This is a genomic window from Scytonema hofmannii PCC 7110 (genome assembly GCF_000346485.2).
Lineage (GTDB): Bacteria > Cyanobacteriota > Cyanobacteriia > Cyanobacteriales > Nostocaceae > Scytonema > Scytonema hofmannii.
The window spans coordinates 8,493,352-8,510,973 of the sequence record NZ_KQ976354.1 but is presented as its reverse complement, the minus strand read 5'-3'; the positions used below and the strand labels follow the sequence as shown (position 1 = coordinate 8,510,973).

Sequence of the window (17,622 nt, the reverse complement as noted above, 5' to 3'; positions counted from 1 at the left end):
CATTAATTCTCTTGAATAGCGATCGCTCTAGACTCCAACAGCGCAGTAGTTTTGCAGTAAAAACGCCAGGTTAAGCTCACAGCAGCTGATAAGAGTCCTAGAACTAAACCAAACCACAAACCAGTGCTGCCCCAATGCAAATAGATTCCCATCAAATAACCACTCCCTAACCCGATTAACCAATAGGCAAACAGACCAATTAGTAGGGGAACACGAGTATCTTTTAATCCCCGTAATGCTCCACCTGCAATGACTTGCATTCCGTCGAAGATTTGGTAAGCGACGGTTAGACCTAACAAAGTGATAGCGAGTCGCACAACTTCTGCGTTATCTGGATTCTTAGTATTTAGATAAATTGCTACAATGGAGTCAGGAAATAAGCAAAAAATCAAAGCTACGATACTCACAAATATTGCCCCCAATGCCATCCCCACAAACCCTGCTTGTCTCACCCCTTTTGGATCGTTTTCCCCCAACTTTTGTCCCACGCGCATAGTAGTGGCGTAGGAAATGCCTAGAGGAACCATAAAGACGATTCCTACAGTTTGGATGGCAATTTGATGAGCGGCAAGTGGAATAGTCCCTAAATAACCCATAAGATAGGCTACAAAGGTATTTTGGCTGATTTCTACGGCAAAAACAATAGCTGTGGGTAAACCGACTTTGATAATTTCAATAAAGGCTAGAGCATCAAAGTGATACCAATGACCGAACAATTGATAGGTTCTAAGTTCTTTGTCTATGCCGATCAAACTCATTCCAGCGATGAATTGACCCCAAAGCGTCAGAGTACTTGCCCAACCTATCCCCGCTAAACCAAGGGCAGGTAAACCCAACTTGCCAAACATGAGGATGTAGTTGGCAACGGCATTAACAACTACTCCAGTTACCATAATCACCATAATGAGTTGGGGACGGTTGAGGGCAGACACAAGGTTTTTCAGGACAGAAAAGCCAATCAAGGCAGGAAAGCCCCAGACAATTGCTCGTAGATAAGACTGAGTGAGGAGGACAGTGCTTTCTTGTTGTCCCAAGTGCAGCAAAATAGGAGCCATATTCCACAGCAGTAGCATGATGGGAATCGATAAAGGAACAGCTAACCAAAGTCCTTGATAGGCGATATTACGGACGTGTTGGAGTTGACCCGCGCCGAAGGCTATCGCAGTGAGGACTCCCACCGCCGAAACCATACCTGAACTCGTCCAAAGGAGGGCAATGTAGGTCGTAGAGCCTAATGCTCCTGCTGCGAGAGTTTTGCTCCCCAGTAAGCCCATCATCACTGTATCAGTAAAGCTAGTAGAAATTTCAGATAACTGTGCGGCAGCTAAAGGAATTGCCAATTTTAAACAGGCTTGAGCTTCTAAAAATACTTTGGAGCGTTCGAATGATACCAACTCTATTTCCCTCGTGACAGTTATGTTATTTTTCTTCTATTGGAATTAATAAACTTTATGAAGCCCGTTTAAATTCCCCAGTCTGAAGTACTTTGTTCGTTACCGAGTTAAGGATTTGCCAAATATGGTCTATCCAATCCAGGTGTTCGGGTTTCATCAGACAGGAGCGCAGACAGGTAATAGAGTCCCGATCCCAATTGATTTCTTCCCCAGTCTCTAACAATAGCTCTTTCGGTAAGTTCGCTATAGCTAGATGGAGATTTTCTCGTGCCGCCGCTTCAAAAATCTCCTTTGCCAGTCGTGAAGATTCACTTGCACTCTGAGATTTTACCACCCAAACAACAATGTCCAGTTGTGGCGGGAAAATTACTATAAATCGCGAATCATTTTGCAGCTTTTCAAAAAGAGTCAGTGCTGCTTTTCGCGACTGACTTAAAGAAGCAGCAAACTGACCGCCCCGAATGAGAGGTAGTAACCGTTGAGTTGCCCAAAGTGCTACTGCCGATGAACCCGGTCTTGAACATTCCAAGCTAATTTCACCTAAATGCAGTTCCTCAGAACTAAAGTAGGTGTAGGGTGAATCATGTTTATAAAGCTTCCCTATAGAGGGGTCTTTGAAGAGAATGCAGCCACAGCCGTAGGGTTGGAGTCCATGTTTGTGCGGATCGACAACAATAGAATCAACCCGTTTGAGACAGTCAAAAGCGGCTTTGGTTTCGGTATCAAGATTATCGATTAAAGTAAAGTAGCCGCCGTAGGCAGTATCTACATGAATGCGGAACTCATATTCAGCCTGTAGTTCGAGAATCTCAGGTAGCGGATCGATGGAACCAGTTGCCGTCGTCCCAATAGTGACAACAACCGTCCCAATATCATCTTCTTGTAGAAGTTTTTTCAGGGCTGCTACATCCATTCGGGCGTGACTATCACAGGGAACGGATTGGAAGGGAAGGCGAAGCACGCCACAAATTCTTGAATGGGTGTAGTGTGCTTGATTAGAAGCGACAACTTTTTTGTTTGGTTGTAAATTTTCTGCAACCCATAAGCCCTCTAAATTCGCCATTGTCCCACCACTACACAGATGTCCCAAATGGGTTTCCCAACCAAACATTTTGGCAATTTCTGCAACCGCCTCTCTCTCCATTGCCGAACTTGCCCGTCCACCATCAAGAGCGTGATTGTTGGGATTGATCCAAAGGGATAGGGTGTAAGCAAGACGGGCAATTTCCGTGGGAGGTTTGAGCATTTGCCCAGCGTAGAGGGGATGGGGATAGGGATAATTGTCTTGCATCCGGTCTGCAACTTCCAAAAGGATGAGTCTCAAAGCATCTAAGTTAGGAGAGAGATCGCATTTTGGCAGATTGTGAAAACCTTCTTCTAGTCGTGCTAGTGCTTCTTGAAGTAATCCTAAACTTTCTTTTTCTAATATCATTTGTTGGCATCCTGTTGTGAATTTATACAGACATTATCAGCATTTGAGTGCCAGAATCAGTTTATAAGTTGGTTCCTTGTAAAATTTTGGGAAGATTCAGGATTCGAGATTGGGAGGATGTTGAGTTTTTTTTCTTTTCTTCCAAGATTGAATCATTTGTAGAGACGTTTTAGCTCTCAGAGTCTGATTTAACGGACAGTCACCCGTTACCCGACCCTGTGGATCGAGTATTTTAGCTCGGTTCTTTTCAAATTTCTGCAAATTTTTGATGGCAGCACTACTTTCAGAAGTAGCTATCAAAGACCCTATCTCTCCTCCTCCAAATTCTGCACAAATACTCTTGTGTCCATCAGATATTCCACCTTGGTAAGCTCGGACAAATTTTTCGTGTTCGGTTTCGAGAATTGCAGGTAGAGTTTTCATGATGGGTAATAGCTTTTGCTTGCAAATAACATTAATCAGATAATCGTGATCCCACATCATTAACCCACTTAAATTTTCTGACTGTACTAACGACTGGGGATGACCAGGAGTCATAGTAGGGCGGATTTCACTTTCATATTTCTCTTTAGTAAAATTACCAGTAAGTTTCATTGCCGCTCCCGATGCATACATAAGTTCAGTAGCCGTTTCTAACTCAACTTTTGCTTGGTTGAGTTGGTCGTTACCAATGGCAGCAACCAAGCGATTTAAACTTATAATTAAGGCTTGGCTAAATACTAAAAATACCCAATGTCCTTTCTTCCATATATGAAGGGAAGAAAGCTTTTGGTTTGGATCAAGATTTAACTCGATCTGATCGTTTTTTAAAACAATCATATTGAAAATATTATTTAAATTGTATTCGTCTAATTTAAACGCTCTTTTTAAGAGAAGAGCATAAGTTTTAAATCCAGCTTTAACAGATGCTTTGTTAGAATTAAAAGGAAGATATGTACTAATTTCTAAAAAACCTAAATAAACTCTCAATAGGCTCGTAACTATTAACTTAGCAGGTTCTTCGGCTTGAATGTGTTGGACTTCCATATAGCGGTCAAACTCTTGAACTTGCTGGTACTTCAAGTTAGTGCCAGTGGAGAATTCTTTCGCCAGGGGAATGACTTCCAATGGGGTAAGTTGCTGTAAGGCGGTATTGATAGTATTCGCCTGCAAAGATTCCTCTTGAGACAAGGCTTGTTGAAGTTGCGTTATTGCCTGATGTACCTGAATGGCAACGGGCTGACTTAATGGGTAACTGCTGAGTAAATCCTGGGGTGCTAGCAAACAAAGATTCTCTAAATTGAGAGGCATATAAGTATCTGTATTTATTAAAGGAAAGGTTACTTTTTTCATAAAAACTAAGTGAAGTTTTTTTGGCAAGCCAAACACAGCGCTAAACTTTGTCAAATACGCTAATCCTATGTCGTTGCTATATAATTACATTATTAATGTTTACACTGTTAATTGGAGCGCACAGGTCACCTTATTGAATCTTCCTCTTCGTCTTAAACTCTATACTTAGCATAGTATAAAAAATCCCAAAATGGCAACTAAAAAATGTCAGATAACCAGTCAAAAAAACTGTTTTACAAGCTCTATTTTATGCACCGGAAGGTGGTTCTTTTGTTCGTGTGGTGAACGATTTCTAACGAATTGAGTTAGCTGTGGCATTAAATATGAGAAACAATCTCTTTATATCCAGCCGTTAATTCGTGGTCGGGATACTGTAAGGAAAATAATCCTTGACTACCTAAGCGAATCATCTCAGTAGAAAGGGGCATAATTCCCGCAACAGGTTTGTTGTAGGTTGCTTCTACTTTCTGTCGCAACGCTTTGAGGTCAAAGTCTGGTAATACTTGATTGACTACTAACAACATTTGGGGAACTTCTAAGTTTTCTGCAACCTCAATGACTACTGCTGTTCCTAAATAGTCTTGTTGGTCGGGACGGAGGATAATTATTAAGGTATCGGAAATGCCGATTGAGAGTAAAGTTTCTTCGTTAATTCCCGGATGAGTATCAATAAAGAGATAGTCTAAATTTAGCAGGTTATTGAGTTGGTATAATCCTTCTTGAAGTAACTCGACATCGTAACCTTCGCTGAGAACTTTGGCAATGTTGTCGCTTTTCATACTTGAAGGAATGAGATAAATGCTTCCGCCTTCGCCGTTGAGGACAGCGCTGACATCATGGGTGACTTCTTTAATTTCGCAGCGTCCCCACAAATAATCATTGAGGGTATGCTTGATTTGGTCATCTTTTAACCCAAAAAGGATGTTCACACCAGGGGATTGGATGTCTGTATCAACCAAGGCAACTCGCTTGCCTAATAAAGCAGCAGTTGCTGCTAAGTTCGCGGTGGTGTTAGATTTTCCCGTACCACCTCGATAGGAGTGAATTGAAATAATTTTAGTCATTGTTTTTCCTCATCGTTTGATAAGCCTTTGGTTGTTCAACGTACCAGCTATAATTAATAGCGTTCCTACGCTTACGAAGTTAATAAATCCTTGATAAACTGTTCTATCTTTAACAACCTTCAAGCCCTCGCTGAATTTTTTCAATCACTTATTTCTCTCAATTGAAAGAGTAACACAAGTATCCAAAAAAGAAAACTCTCGCTAAACTGTTTATATTTTGTCAAAAGTATTTTGAAAACCTACTTATCCTTCTATTTCTTATTTTTTAAAATCCTTATTATATATGAGTTAAGCTTTTCTAGCTTTAGCACTTTTGGATTTCATGATTTTCTTATTCAAAAAAAATGATAATAAATCGTCCTACTTATCCTACTTATTTTACTGATTTGCACTTTGACAAATTTTACCAACAAAATTTTAGAAGTAAAAAGTTATAGAAACCTGTTATAGCAAGACTTTTATGGAGATTTAATACTAAAGAGCCAGCATGATATATTTAAAAGTTATAACTATTATGCTTATAAAGCATTAGACTTTACGGAGGTGTCCTATTACATTAAAATTCAATAAAGTTTTTATTCTCAAAAATTAAATTTAATCTCATAGAATGTAATTAGCTAAAGAGTGTGCAAATTGCTGCAGAATGTTACTTTATTCGGTGTGCTTGCGATCGCGATAGGTGCAGTTCCTGGTGCTGTGAGTCGCTATTATCTAACTGAATTTTGTAAAAGAGCCATAGGTACAAACTTTCCTTACGGGACTTTTATTATCAATTTCACAGGCTGTTTACTCATGGGCTTTTTCTTCACCTTATTTAAAGGGATTAAAGGATTTCCACCTGAGATAGATTTACTGGTAAGAACTGGTTTCTTGGGAGCTTATACAACCTTCTCAACCTACGGATACGATACATTGACGCTGTGGCGAAATGGCAAGCAGGGAAGCACCATTTTTTATTGGGCAGGCAGTGCAGTTTTAGTAGTCATTGGTATTGTATTAGGGAGCTATTTAGCGAAGGGAATGGTGGGATAGTAGCGATTCATTTTAGCAAAAATACTAACCTGTATTTAATCACTTAATTGTCAAGGAAACTTTTGATAATGCAAAACACTTTTATTCGCACTGTCATCGCGATCGCCTTAGGTGCTATTCCAGGTGCTTTAGGGCGCTACTTTATAACTGAATTTACCAAAGCAATGATTGGTAAAGATTTTTCCTACTATGGAACGTTTTTTATTAATGTAACAGGCTGTTTTATTATTGCTTGGTTTTACACCTTAAACGAGCAAAGGCTTCAAAAATTTTCACCGGAAGTTCGGTTAGCGATCGCAACTGGTTTTTGTGGAGCTTATACCACTTTTTCGACTTACGGATTAGAGATTTTTACCCAAATAGATAAAGGTAATACAACAGTAGCTTTAATCTATTGGTTAGGCAGTATGCTAGTTGGGATGCTTGGTGTGCAATTGGGTGTAACATTAGGTAAGCTTAATTCTAAATCCAGCGTTGCTGATTAATGACATAAATCTTGTGGGATGAGCAGAACAGCCCGTCAGTACAAGGGAAGGGCTGTCCCACGAAACCAATAACGCAAATATGCAACGCTCTCAAGGTAAATTAGGTGTAGGAAGACGAGGGAAGATGAAACTCATCAGGAGATCGACGTGGTTAGATTTAGCAATTGATTTCAGAAGTTCTGTGATTCGTGCCATTTGGCGACGAGTACTAGCCACTATGATATTTGCCTTTCTAATTGCGATCGCCTATCACAAAGGATTTGCCGTCAACCAACCGACTCTAGCTGGGAAACCTCTTTAAATTTCAAATGATAGATAATTTGAGAGAAACCTTAAACTTTACAACTCGCTTACTACAACTTCCTCTGCCTATGGTGGGTCAATTCAGTTCTTTTCTATCGAGCCTAGTCACTTGGGCAATTGTCGTTTTCTTAATATACATAACCCTGTTCTATGGGTTGCGTCTATTCTTTCGCCGCCGGGAAAGGGAGATTGCCATTGTTGCTTTGAATGTTTCACAGGTTCCGCTGCTAACAATTCTCATTCTTAGCGCTTTGAAAATCTCGATGCTGAGTTTTGGGAACGCTCAGTTCATTCCTTTATTTGAGAAAGTGTTATCGGCTTTAATTGTCGCGGCTGCTAGTTATTGGAGCGCTCAACTATTTACTCAAGTTATTGCTTACTACTTGAAAAAATACGCCCAAAATACTGAGGCTATGTGGGATGATGTCTTAGTACCACTGCTAGAAACTACCTTACCACTGCTCATCTACATAATTGGAGGCTTTTTGTTTTTACAGTCTTTAGGACTGGATTTAACTGGGCTGTGGGTGGCATTTGGGGGCGCTACGTTTGTGCTAGGTTTTGCACTGAAGGATATTTTGGCAAACTTCTTTAGCGGCTTAGTCCTGTTGATTGATACACCCTTTCAGTTTGGGGATGTCATTAGCCTATCAGATGGCTCAGTCGCGGTGATTAAAAAGATAGGTGTGCGCTTAACTAAATTGCTGCTAATTGATACCAATTGTGAAATCTATATTCCCAACGGAAGTTTGGAAAGTCAAAAGATCATCAATCTGAGTCGTCCGGCTCCGCACTACTGCTATTCACTCAGCGTTCCTTTACGAGTAGATGTAGAGCTAGGTCAAGCCATAAGTATTCTCAAAGAAGTTGTCCTAGCTCATCCAGATACACTAGGAAATATCGATTGCAAGCTTCAAGTTATGGATAACTATTATAAATTCGAGAAAGAGACAGAGTTCGATGAACGCAGACGCTTAAAGAAAGAAACTGGACGAGAACGCCTATTGGCGGAAAAGAAAGTCAACAAAATTCTCGAAGAAATCAACCAAAAACTCAGAGATTTGAGCGAGAAAATCAAGATTCTAGAAAAGGATGGATTGGACATAGAGGAAAGGCGAAATATTCAAAACAATTATCTAGATATTATCAAAGAAATTGGGTTAGAGGTGGTAGGCGATTGCCAAGGCAAGCGAAGATTATTTACAATAAAAGAATTAGTCGAAGAAGATATGCTGATTAATTCAGTGAGAACATGGTATAAAACATGGCTAAAAGACCCAGATTTGACAGAGGAAGATCCCGATAATTTACAAGAAGAATGGGAGAGAAAAATTGAATTGCTGAAGCTAAGAGTTAATAAGTTGTATCAGAATATTTACCAACACAAAGTTGATGAAAGGAAACTGGACGACTATGTCTTAGAATTAGCTAATTGGCTTAACGAAAGGTTCAAAAGTCCTCAACCGTTGTGGCAAGCTCCAAAAATTTGGATGGAGAAAATAAAGGAGAACAATACTCAACAAGTCGCATCAGTGGAATATATTGTTAGGTTCTTTGTAGACAATATTAAATTGGAACAATGTCAGCGTGGCTATCGGGTCAAAAGCGAAGTGCAAGGTGAAGTTATTCGGCAGTTGCGGCAATCCTACTTGTATCGATAAAAGTCACGAAAAGGCGCAAAGACGCCTTTGAAAAACTTTGCAACAAGAATTAATGCTTCTGGAATCTTCACCGCAGTCTCTTCCTCTACCCGTACTCATTTGAAAAATCACTTTTCCTAATTTTCCTATTTATTGAAATAACAAACAGAAAACGGTTGGGGGGAATGCCAATATTGTGGGTTCTTTGCGTACCCCCACTCCAGGACGCTTAGAAATTTTATAGTGTATGCCTAAAAGGTATAGCTTCCATAATTATAAATTCTAATGTATTAGACTTTACATATATGTTTTATTACCCTAAACTGTTGTAAGTATTTAATTGTCGGTAATTAAATTCTGTAAGATTAATTCGTAATTCATAATTAAGAAATTCAGATGCGATCTGGGTTTTCAGATTTCCGTCTGTCGCCTTTTTATGAGTGTTTTTTGTCTAAGTCCCATTAATTGATATTAGAGGATGTTTGAAAATTGGCAAAGTTTAGTCAAAACCTTTCTCCTATAAGGAGAGAAGATTTGAAAACCCCTTCGCTTTATCTGCAAAAATTAATGAGATTCAAGACAATTTAGTTAAGCTATGCCTGTTTCCTACGATCTAAACTTAGTCATTCTCTCCGTTATCATTGCTATTCTCTGTGCCTACACTGCTTTGGATCTCACAGAACGCATCACAACGGCTATTGGACACACCTGGATTGGTTGGTTAATTGGTGGTGCAAGTTCCATGGGAATTGGCATCTGGTCTATGCATTTTATTGGGATGTTGGCGTTTCATGTAACTGTGCCAATTCGTTATGAGGAAACGATTGTTTTCGTATCTGTTTTGCCTGCGATTTTGGCATCAGGGCTAGCCCTATGGATTACTAGCCGCAAAACAATACAGATTCTCAGCCTGTTAGGTGCAAGTCTGCTGATGGGGGCAGGTATTACCACAATGCACTATACAGGCATGGCAGCCATGAGACTACCCGCGATCGCTCATTACGATTTGCGCCTTGTCACCCTTTCTGCCGGGATTGCGATCGCTGTATCACTGGTTGCCCTATGGCTAATCCGTTACCTGCGTCAACAAAAACCTGTTATCTGGTGGCAGAAAATTGGTGCTTCAGCATTAATGGGTTGCGCTGTACCGATAATGCACTACGTCGGCATGGCAGCAGTTTGTTTTAGTCCATTGACATCATTGTCTCAGGAGATTCCTCCAACCGATACCAGTTGGTTGGCATCATTGACCAGTGTTGGAGCATTTTCTATTTTAAGCTGATCACTCATAACGTCTTCTGAGACCAAAGTTTTCGATCGCACCGCTGAACTCGCAACAGCCAATGAAGAAATTATCATGCTCAATGCAAGACTAAAGGAAGAAAACCTGCGAATGGGAGCAGAGTTAGACGTAGCCCGTCAAATTCAAATCTCCACAACCTATATTAACTATGTATTTAGGCTGTTTTTCTATGGGGTGGCGATTGAAAATCGATACGATTATTTCATCAAGATCGCTAAAGTAGCGCTTGTGTTGAAAAGTACTGGCGACAACATTCAAAGTTCGCTCCAAATGACTCTCGTGTCCGTCTTTATCGTGCAACAGCACTGCACCTGCATCGCCAAACAATAACTGTTCCATTCTCGCCAACATTGGTCCATAGGAAGCAGTGACTCCCATCATTAAAGCTCTTTCCACCAAAAAACCACCAGTTTCTGTCAATATTAGCGTTCCTGAATTCATGCGAACCCAACCCAGGCACAAAAGTATCTCTTGCAACACCTTTTGGACTGGTAGATTCCATTTGCTGAACCAGTCAGTCATCTTGTCTGTTTGCTTCTGATGCTGTTGGAGTGTTATTAACATAGGTACCAACAACACACCATCACAAAAATTTGCTATTACCGGATCATCTATATGCCACCGTCTTTGCGAGCGCTCCCACCACTTCTGCAACCACTCCGCCGCCTGCTCTTGTTGTAAAAACTCTTCCAAAGGCAATTGATATAAATCCACAAGGCTGGTTGGAATTTGTTGGTGCAAGCTAGCTTGCAGTTCTAAGGAATATTTTTTCAAAGAATTATGTATGAGTTAAGCCTTGTTATCTTTTGTCTATTAAAGATTTTCTTAGTTACTAAACAAGATGATAAATATTAAACTTATCCTACTTATCTTGCTTATCCTACTTATCTAACGAATTTGTGCTTTTACACATTTTCTAAGCAAATCGCTTTTAGTTATATTTTATACGTTTTTATGTAAGACCTTTATGGAGATGTACTCCCTTTACACTCTAAAATGAGCGATTTTTGTAGGTGGGCTATGCTCTACAAAGCGCAAATGTGCGGTATAGTCCTACCTACGTATTTAAATAATCTTCATGGTGGGGAAGGGAGTAATTACTGAAGTTCTAGTCACTATGCCTAAAAGTTATAGCTGTTATGCTGATAAAGCATTAGACTTTACGGAGGTGTCCTATTACACTGGATTTCTAGAGATTTTACTCTCAAAAATTAAATTTGCTCTCACAAAATATAATTAGCTATAGATGACTGTAACAACAGAAAAAAATTTAATTACAAATACAACCAATAGAACTGTCTATCAACCAGTAATCCCTAAGAATTGGCGGTTGCGTTCTGGTTATTTAAGCGAAGGTAATTCTGATTTTGAATCTGTGCATGTTCTTATCGGTCAATTTCTTACCGATCGCCACTCACCAGATCCTTTACCAGACTCATCATTGTTAACAGAAAACGCCAAATTCCAGTGGGGATACGGCAAACCACTGGATAAAGGTGATTAACTCTCAGGAAGATTTGGAATTTCTGATGAAACACCCTGCTTCCACAACTGATACTGAAGATGTTGTTGATAGATTCCAGTATTGGTCGTAGCATCTTGCAGTAACGTTTGCAGAGGCATCTCTAAACGTGTACTTTGATACAATGCTAGTTGAATTAAATACGGGAAGCCCCCAGTCAGCTTTATTAACTGCTCAAGTTCAGGCGTCGTGAGTTGAAGTCCGTGACGTTCGGCTAAATCCTGCACCTGTTCTGGGCTAAAGGTTGGCAATTTGATCGCCAATCCCACATTAAATGGAGAGCGATGGGTGGGTAAGGGAATGTAAACTTCAACGGCATGAGCGATAACAATTCGTAACTTCTGCCAAACTGAAATGTCTTTTGTTTCCTCATACCAGGAACGCAAAAGGACAAAAAAATCACTAGCAACTTCTGGGTACTCAAATAATTGGTCGATGCCATCTAGTGCTAGAACGATAGGGTTAGAGACTTCCTTAAGGAGATAGCCCTGAAAATAAATCGTGCTGTTAATCAAAGCTCCCATTTCCTCGTCCCAGTAGTCATTTAATCTAGATTCCAAACCCAACTGTTGAGTGACATTTTTACAAAACCAGCGTAAGAAGCGATCGCTCGAAGCAAACACCTGTGTTCCGGCGTGATGTAAGCTGAGTCGCACTGTGTGGTAATTCTGACGTATCCCATAATCCAGAATTCGTGCAATCAGGGAAGTTTTTCCCATGTTTCGAGGTGCAAAGATGCGAATGAACGCACGGGGTTGAAGAATTTCTTGATAACAGGTTTGTTCGATGTTCGAGCGCTCAATGTACAGACAGGAAGCAAGGGGAACCGCTCCTTCTGGAGATTCTAGAACAACGTAGCGTGACCTAGGAAAGCCCGCCGACGGCATTGCTGGTGTTGTTTCAATTGTCTGAGGATTATCCTGAAAAGTTTGGAGGATAGTTGGGGTGCAGTTAACAACCAAAAACTCATCTATATTAGTAGAATTATTCTTGATGCTTTGCACAGCAACATGACTGCGATTCAAAATATCTTTTGCTTGTTCGAGAAAAAATTTCCCTGCTGCTGTAAGTATCAATCCATGAGATTTTCTCAGAAACAGTAAAATGCCCAGTTCATCTTCAAGGTCTTTGATTTGACGGCTTAACGCAGGTTGGGAAATAAACAGTCGGACAGCAGCACGACTAAAACTCAGTTCTTCTGCAACAGTCACAAAATATTTGAGATGTCATAATTCCATAAATAGATTTGATATGCTTAAAAGTTATAATTAAAAGAATTATAAGGCATAAGACTTTAAATTAACTATATACGTACTATATAGATCGGTTCTCCATCGCAGTGCCGCAACCCTTGCTGTAGAATGTTCAGAATTACGAGAGGCTGAAAAGTTGATTGGACGGGCGCTTGCAGGTAATCCGCCTGATGAGATCGCTAACGAACTGCGGGATTTACTGCTAGAAGAAATTTATTCATGGGGATGGTAAACTCGTTGGCATGGTTACGAAAAAATTGCTTTCTGACGCAATCCGACAAGGAAGTGAAGACCTGACTTGTGTGATGCTGCAAAACTTTCCTAAAGCCAATGCTAATACCAGCCTAGAAAATATTTTTCACCTCTACCAACAAGAAAGGACGGTTGCTGTGGTTGATGACGAAGAGAAATTCCAAGGTGTTGTTGAAGCGTCTGATGTTCTTGCTAGTATTGAAAATAATTTGAGAACCCCAAACCAAACTTGATCCGCAGCCATGCTAGAGTACAAATTGCCGCGATATCTACCTTCGGCAGAAGAACTGCCCGACTCGGACGAAACACCTGTGGATAACGAACTGCAAGAATTATTACCAGGACTGTTAAAAGCCACCCTGCTGATGCTTTGGTCAGAGCGGATGGACTGGTTTTTCGGCATTGATATGGGGATTTATAGTCACCCAGATGAACCGCCAATAGTACCAGATGGATTTCTGAGTTTGGGTGTCGAAAGATTTTATGATGAAGAGTTACGTCCAAGTTATGCACTTTGGGATGAAAATGTAGTCCCAATTTTAGCTTTAGAAGTGGTATCCCAAACTTATCGTAAAGAATACAGTGCCAAAAAAGATGAGTATGCAACACTAGGCGTACTCTACTATGTAATTTACTCATCGCGACGCCGTCGCAAACCTCGCTTAGAAGTACATAAACTAGTAAACGGTGAGTACGTATTACAGCAGGGAAACCCAGTTTGGATGCCAGAAATAGTGTTGGGAATTGGCTGTGAACGGGGAAGTTATGGCGGAATTACTCGCGAGTGGCTGTATTGGTACAACGAACACCAACAGCGATATCCAACACCCCAAGAACAGGTCAAAATAGCTGAACAGCAAGCTCAAGCCGAAGCACAACGGGCTGAAAAACTGGCTGCCAAATTACGCGAGTTGAATATTGACCCTGATAATATTTAGTTTTCGAGCAACAATTGAACCAATAAGTAAGTCGGCGCGAAAAAAACCAAACTATGTAAAGATAATCGGAAACTAGAACCCCGGTAAAGTGATTCAAAACCGAAGCCAAACGCCAAAGCTTTACTGTTATTTAAAAGAAAGCTCCATAATAGCTTTTGAGGGATTGTCCTAGCTCCTTTGATTTTGGGCTGATTTAAATTATAGTTATCGGCTTGTAATTTGGGTAAGTTTACTTGATTTTCCCCTAACTTTAGTGTGTTTATTTTTCCTACTAGCAAATTCTTATCTCAGTATTTATTATTTTATTTGTAATTTATTTCTCTAAGATTCTATTCAGTTTTATTGTTTGCTTCTTCTTCAATTTGGTTGGTGAGATACTGTATTCTTTTTTCAGTCCATTCAAGGTTTTTTAACAGCTTTTGCTTATGTACTTTTGCTTCCTCTAACAAAATATGATTAAAGTTAGGGTCGAGTAATTCTTTAACATTTTTATCCATCCTCTCTTGACTCATTCCCCTTCCTGAAACTGCATATTTTTCAAGTTCGTACAGTTCCTCTTGCCATTTGATTATATCTTCTATACTTTCTGTTTTATTGTAGTTATTCACGGTTATTTCTCCTTCTCTGTTGTCGATTTAAAAATCTTTCTGCTGCATCTAAGGTAAGTGTCATCCAACCTGTACCATTATCTTCGATAAATCCTATCTTTTTATAGAATTCACGAACGCTTGGTATTGTTACTGCTTTTAGGATACCACTAAAACCCAAAGCTTGACTCTCTTTAACTAATTCCTCAACCAATGATGTAGCTGAACCTTTTCTTGTTTCTAGTTGTGGGTATAAGAGCGTATTCCAAGGCGAGTTAGTCAAATGTTCGATTTCTAATCCTTGTAACACTTCTCCATTATCAAGATAAATATCTGTTGGTTGAATAATGCAAGCACATGCTAATAAACCTTGGTCGTCTATTGCACTCCTATAATCTTCTGGTCTACTCAATAAATAGCTATAAAGTTCTCTCGTTTTTGATACACAACCATAGAAAATAGTATTCTTAACATTTTCTATATCCCCTTGATAGTAAAGATTGATGTATTCTGTAATTTTTGTCTGCCAAAGTCGTAAACCTAATAGAATCTCTTCTTGCACACCAATTACGTATCTAAATTCATTAATTGCCATAAAAATGCATGAATATTTTATATTTATTATCACATAGTTTACGTACTTACACTAGCTGATGATTTTGTAAATAAGTTATGTTAGCTAGGATAATACTATTGGTAACAAGTTAAGCCTGTATGGCAGTTAAGAAAAATAATTGCGGAAGTACTCTCGATAGAGATCGCAGCTAACAGTTGCTTGATTCTCAATTATATGCACCAATCCTAAACTTTTTAACTTAAATGCCACCTCAATTTCTAACTGGATTGGAGCCTTTAAAACCTGTTGAAAGGCGTCGGCTAATTGAGGATATTGTTGAAGCTTCCACAACTGATACTGAAGATGTTGTTGATAGATTCCAGTATTGGTCGTAGCATCTTGCAGTAACGTTTGCAGAGGCATCTCTAAACGTGTACTTTGATACAATGCTAGTTGAATTAAATACGGGAAGCCCCCAGTCAGCTTTATTAACTGCTCAAGTTCAGGCGTCGTGAGTTGAAGTCCGTGACGTTCGGCTAAATCCTGCACCTGTTCTGGGCTAAAGGTTGGCAATTCGATCGCCAATCCCACATTAAATGGAGAGCGATGGGTGGGTAAGGGAATGTAAACTTCAACGGCATGAGCGATAACAATTCGTAACTTCTGCCAAACTGAAATGTCTTTTGTTTCCTCATACCAGGAACGCAAAAGGACAAAAAAATCACTAGCAACTTCTGGGTACTCAAATAATTGGTCGATGCCATCTAGTGCTAGAACGATAGGGTTAGAGACTTCCTTAAGGAGATAGCCCTGAAAATAAATCGTGCTGTTAATCAAAGCTCCCATTTCCTCGTCCCAGTAGTCATTTAATCTAGATTCCAAACCCAACTGTTGAGTGACATTTTTACAAAACCAGCGTAAGAAGCGATCGCTCGAAGCAAACACCTGTGTTCCGGCGTGATGTAAGCTGAGTCGCACTGTGTGGTAATTCTGACGTATCCCATAATCCAGAATTCGTGCAATCAGGGAAGTTTTTCCCATGTTTCGAGGTGCAAAGATGCGAATGAACGCACGGGGTTGAAGAATTTCTTGATAACAGGTTTGTTCGATGTTCGAGCGCTCAATGTACAGACAGGAAGCAAGGGGAACCGCTCCTTCTGGAGATTCTAGAACAACGTAGCGTGACCTAGGAAAGCCCGCCGACGGCATTGCTGGTGTTGTTTCAATTGTCTGAGGATTATCCTGAAAAGTCTGGAGGATAGTTGGGGTGCAGTTAACAACCAAAAACTCATCTATATTAGTAGAATTATTCTTGATGCTTTGCACAGCAACATGACTGCGATTCAAAATATCTTTTGCTTGTTCGAGAAAAAATTTCCCTGCTGCTGTAAGTATCAATCCATGAGATTTTCTCAGAAACAGTAAAATGCCCAGTTCATCTTCAAGGTCTTTGATTTGACGGCTTAACGCAGGTTGGGAAATAAACAGTCGGACAGCAGCACGACTAAAACTCAGTTCTTCTGCAACAGTCACAAAATATTTGAGATGTCGTAATTCCATAAATAGATTTGATATGCTTAAAAGTTATAGATGTTATAATCATAAGGCATTGGACTCTAAATTAACTATCTCATCTTCATGAGAAGCAATTAACTCCTCAATATCGCTGTGCAGTTTGCGACAAAGAGTGTCTAAAGGAATATCATTTGCATCGTAACCAAACGGATTCTCAATTTCTAAACCAATGGCTTCAATGCCAAACAATGCAAAAGCAACAACACCAGCAACTAGAACTGTCCACCAATGCAAATCTTTGACCATTTGAAAAGGCAGGGCGAAACAATACAAAATCAATAAATGCCGTAAATGCATTGAATAAGCTCTGGGCATTGGTGCATTTAGAATACGTTCGCAGCGCGATAAACACTCAACTAATTGGTCAAGTAAGCGGTTGAGAGCAGCAAATTGAAAGCTATCTATGTGTTGATAGGTATATTGTTTAGTTAAATAAGCTCCAAGCCATTGCGTGATTTTGAGTGGCATATTGCTTACATTTTCCAATTTCAAATAATGTTCTGGAACTAAGAGAGATTTGAGGCGTTCGTCTACTCCTTTTCGCCGCAAATGTTGTGTCATAGCCACAAAAAATGCGGCAATTAATCGCAGATAAGCTGCTTTCTCCTCTTTCTTTTCAGAATTTTTAACGATGATATTCATCCACATTTGCCGGGAAAGATTGCGACCTGTAAATATTGTCATCCCAGCAATCTGCCAACCTTCCCAAAAGCGTTCATAGGCGGTGTTAGTGCGGAAAACCAGCAGTAAGCCTAACACAATACCTGGAATCAATCCAGCTAGAGTAGGTTGGCTGAGTCCGGTGTATCCTTTTTCGTAGATGGCTGTAACGATCAGAGCAATGAACATACTCACTGCTACCTGATATTTAATATTTGCAATAACGGAACCCCGCAAACTCAGAACTAATTGAAACCAATTTTTTTCATAGCTCATAGCGTTACATTTGTACCT

The 17,622-nt window shown here is 39.9% G+C and carries 18 protein-coding genes and 1 pseudogene; 8 read left to right on the top strand and 11 right to left on the bottom strand.

Annotated features, from left to right (window positions below):
• Positions 1 to 2 precede the first annotated feature (2 nt).
• From WA1_RS36025 to WA1_RS36010, 4 genes are all read right to left on the bottom strand, one after another.
• Positions 3 to 1,394 carry an MATE family efflux transporter gene (locus WA1_RS36025; protein ID WP_017745773.1) on the bottom strand — a complete coding sequence of 464 codons (1,392 nt, stop codon included), beginning with the start codon at positions 1,392 to 1,394 and terminating at the stop codon, positions 3 to 5.
• Positions 1,395 to 1,449: 55 nt separating this feature from the next.
• A complete protein-coding gene (locus WA1_RS36020) occupies positions 1,450 to 2,826 on the bottom strand; it encodes a pyridoxal phosphate-dependent decarboxylase family protein (RefSeq protein WP_017745774.1) in 1,377 nt (458 codons plus the stop codon).
• A gap of 96 nt (positions 2,827 to 2,922) precedes the next feature.
• Positions 2,923 to 4,158 carry a hypothetical protein gene (locus WA1_RS36015; RefSeq protein WP_148662839.1) on the bottom strand — a complete coding sequence of 412 codons (1,236 nt, stop codon included), beginning with the start codon at positions 4,156 to 4,158 and terminating at the stop codon, positions 2,923 to 2,925.
• Between the two features lie 317 nt (positions 4,159 to 4,475).
• The gene (locus WA1_RS36010; protein WP_017745776.1) at positions 4,476 to 5,222 is read right to left on the bottom strand and encodes a MinD/ParA family ATP-binding protein; all 747 of its coding nucleotides are present in this window, start codon (positions 5,220 to 5,222) and stop codon (positions 4,476 to 4,478) included.
• A 633-nt stretch (positions 5,223 to 5,855) separates the two neighbouring features.
• On the opposite strand from WA1_RS36010, the gene crcB (WA1_RS36005) reads away from it, so the two are divergent.
• The 5 genes from crcB (WA1_RS36005) to WA1_RS35985 all read left to right on the top strand — a co-directional run bounded on the left by crcB (WA1_RS36005) (position 5,856) and on the right by WA1_RS35985 (position 9,964).
• Entirely contained in the window at positions 5,856 to 6,254 is a 399-nt protein-coding gene (crcB, locus tag WA1_RS36005) for a fluoride efflux transporter CrcB (protein WP_026134924.1), read from the top strand.
• A gap of 68 nt (positions 6,255 to 6,322) precedes the next feature.
• Positions 6,323 to 6,739, top strand: a complete 417-nt coding sequence (gene crcB / locus WA1_RS36000) for a fluoride efflux transporter CrcB (RefSeq protein ID WP_017745778.1) — start codon at positions 6,323 to 6,325, stop codon at positions 6,737 to 6,739.
• Between the two features lie 79 nt (positions 6,740 to 6,818).
• Positions 6,819 to 7,040 (top strand): bestrophin family ion channel, encoded by a 222-nt coding sequence (locus WA1_RS35995; protein ID WP_017745779.1) that lies wholly within the window; start codon positions 6,819 to 6,821, stop codon positions 7,038 to 7,040.
• Positions 7,041 to 7,047: 7 nt separating this feature from the next.
• Positions 7,048 to 8,703 carry a mechanosensitive ion channel family protein gene (locus WA1_RS35990; protein ID WP_081403009.1) on the top strand — a complete coding sequence of 552 codons (1,656 nt, stop codon included), beginning with the start codon at positions 7,048 to 7,050 and terminating at the stop codon, positions 8,701 to 8,703.
• A gap of 574 nt (positions 8,704 to 9,277) precedes the next feature.
• Positions 9,278 to 9,964 carry an MHYT domain-containing protein gene (locus WA1_RS35985; RefSeq protein ID WP_017745780.1) on the top strand — a complete coding sequence of 229 codons (687 nt, stop codon included), beginning with the start codon at positions 9,278 to 9,280 and terminating at the stop codon, positions 9,962 to 9,964.
• Positions 9,965 to 10,087: 123 nt separating this feature from the next.
• Here the strand turns inward: WA1_RS35985 and WA1_RS55875 are convergent, their stop codons facing one another.
• The gene (locus WA1_RS55875; RefSeq protein WP_017745781.1) at positions 10,088 to 10,759 is read right to left on the bottom strand and encodes an AprA-related methyltransferase; all 672 of its coding nucleotides are present in this window, start codon (positions 10,757 to 10,759) and stop codon (positions 10,088 to 10,090) included.
• A gap of 472 nt (positions 10,760 to 11,231) precedes the next feature.
• Here WA1_RS55875 and WA1_RS35975 point away from each other — a divergent pair, with 472 nt between their 5' ends.
• Positions 11,232 to 11,489, top strand: coding sequence for a hypothetical protein (locus WA1_RS35975; RefSeq protein ID WP_017745782.1), 258 nt, complete (start codon positions 11,232 to 11,234; stop codon positions 11,487 to 11,489).
• Here the strand turns inward: WA1_RS35975 and WA1_RS35970 are convergent.
• Positions 11,486 to 12,394 (bottom strand): AAA-like domain-containing protein, encoded by a 909-nt coding sequence (locus tag WA1_RS35970; protein WP_336389851.1) that lies wholly within the window; start codon positions 12,392 to 12,394, stop codon positions 11,486 to 11,488. The genes WA1_RS35975 and WA1_RS35970 overlap by 4 nt on opposite strands.
• Positions 12,395 to 12,571: 177 nt before the next feature.
• Positions 12,572 to 12,721 (bottom strand): annotated as a pseudogene (locus tag WA1_RS61430) (LysR family transcriptional regulator); the annotation flags it as partial.
• Between the two features lie 281 nt (positions 12,722 to 13,002).
• Between WA1_RS61430 and WA1_RS35965 the strand changes: the two are divergent.
• Both WA1_RS35965 and WA1_RS35960 read left to right on the top strand, forming a co-directional pair.
• Complete coding sequence (locus tag WA1_RS35965) at positions 13,003 to 13,245, top strand: CBS domain-containing protein (protein ID WP_017745783.1); 243 nt, start codon at positions 13,003 to 13,005, stop codon at positions 13,243 to 13,245.
• Positions 13,246 to 13,254: 9 nt separating this feature from the next.
• On the top strand, positions 13,255 to 13,950 hold the full coding sequence (locus WA1_RS35960; protein ID WP_017745784.1) for a Uma2 family endonuclease: 696 nt from the start codon (positions 13,255 to 13,257) through the stop codon (positions 13,948 to 13,950).
• 329 nt (positions 13,951 to 14,279) lie between these two features.
• Here the strand turns inward: WA1_RS35960 and WA1_RS35950 are convergent, their stop codons facing one another.
• The 4 genes from WA1_RS35950 to WA1_RS35935 form a co-directional block, all read right to left on the bottom strand.
• Positions 14,280 to 14,558 carry a hypothetical protein gene (locus WA1_RS35950; RefSeq protein ID WP_017745786.1) on the bottom strand — a complete coding sequence of 93 codons (279 nt, stop codon included), beginning with the start codon at positions 14,556 to 14,558 and terminating at the stop codon, positions 14,280 to 14,282.
• Positions 14,551 to 15,132, bottom strand: a complete 582-nt coding sequence (locus WA1_RS35945; protein WP_017745787.1) for a hypothetical protein — start codon at positions 15,130 to 15,132, stop codon at positions 14,551 to 14,553. The genes WA1_RS35950 and WA1_RS35945 overlap by 8 nt, the downstream gene beginning before the upstream one ends.
• Before the next feature lie 126 nt (positions 15,133 to 15,258).
• Complete coding sequence (locus WA1_RS35940; RefSeq protein ID WP_081403006.1) at positions 15,259 to 16,653, bottom strand: AAA-like domain-containing protein; 1,395 nt, start codon at positions 16,651 to 16,653, stop codon at positions 15,259 to 15,261.
• A gap of 39 nt (positions 16,654 to 16,692) precedes the next feature.
• Positions 16,693 to 17,604, bottom strand: coding sequence for a bestrophin family protein (locus tag WA1_RS35935; RefSeq protein ID WP_017745789.1), 912 nt, complete (start codon positions 17,602 to 17,604; stop codon positions 16,693 to 16,695).
• Positions 17,605 to 17,622: the final 18 nt, after the last annotated feature.

Bases quoted from the DNA above. Each gene is read 5' to 3' on its own strand.
- WA1_RS36010 (WP_017745776.1), bottom strand. From the start codon at position 5,222: ATGACTAAAATTATTTCAATTCACTCCTATCGAGGTGGTACGGGAAAA.
- WA1_RS35995 (WP_017745779.1), top strand. From the start codon at position 6,819: ATGCAACGCTCTCAAGGTAAATTAGGTGTAGGAAGACGAGGGAAGATG.
- WA1_RS35985 (WP_017745780.1), top strand. From the start codon at position 9,278: ATGCCTGTTTCCTACGATCTAAACTTAGTCATTCTCTCCGTTATCATT.
- WA1_RS35960 (WP_017745784.1), top strand. From the start codon at position 13,255: ATGCTAGAGTACAAATTGCCGCGATATCTACCTTCGGCAGAAGAACTG.
- WA1_RS35965 (WP_017745783.1), top strand. From the start codon at position 13,003: ATGGTTACGAAAAAATTGCTTTCTGACGCAATCCGACAAGGAAGTGAA.
- WA1_RS36015 (WP_148662839.1), bottom strand. From the start codon at position 4,158: ATGAAAAAAGTAACCTTTCCTTTAATAAATACAGATACTTATATGCCT.
- WA1_RS35945 (WP_017745787.1), bottom strand. From the start codon at position 15,132: ATGGCAATTAATGAATTTAGATACGTAATTGGTGTGCAAGAAGAGATT.
- WA1_RS35975 (WP_017745782.1), top strand. From the start codon at position 11,232: ATGACTGTAACAACAGAAAAAAATTTAATTACAAATACAACCAATAGA.
- crcB (WP_017745778.1), top strand. From the start codon at position 6,323: ATGCAAAACACTTTTATTCGCACTGTCATCGCGATCGCCTTAGGTGCT.
- WA1_RS36020 (WP_017745774.1), bottom strand. From the start codon at position 2,826: ATGATATTAGAAAAAGAAAGTTTAGGATTACTTCAAGAAGCACTAGCA.
- WA1_RS35990 (WP_081403009.1), top strand. From the start codon at position 7,048: ATGATAGATAATTTGAGAGAAACCTTAAACTTTACAACTCGCTTACTA.
- WA1_RS35970 (WP_336389851.1), bottom strand. From the start codon at position 12,394: ATGCCGTCGGCGGGCTTTCCTAGGTCACGCTACGTTGTTCTAGAATCT.
- WA1_RS35935 (WP_017745789.1), bottom strand. From the start codon at position 17,604: ATGAGCTATGAAAAAAATTGGTTTCAATTAGTTCTGAGTTTGCGGGGT.
- WA1_RS35940 (WP_081403006.1), bottom strand. From the start codon at position 16,653: ATGGAATTACGACATCTCAAATATTTTGTGACTGTTGCAGAAGAACTG.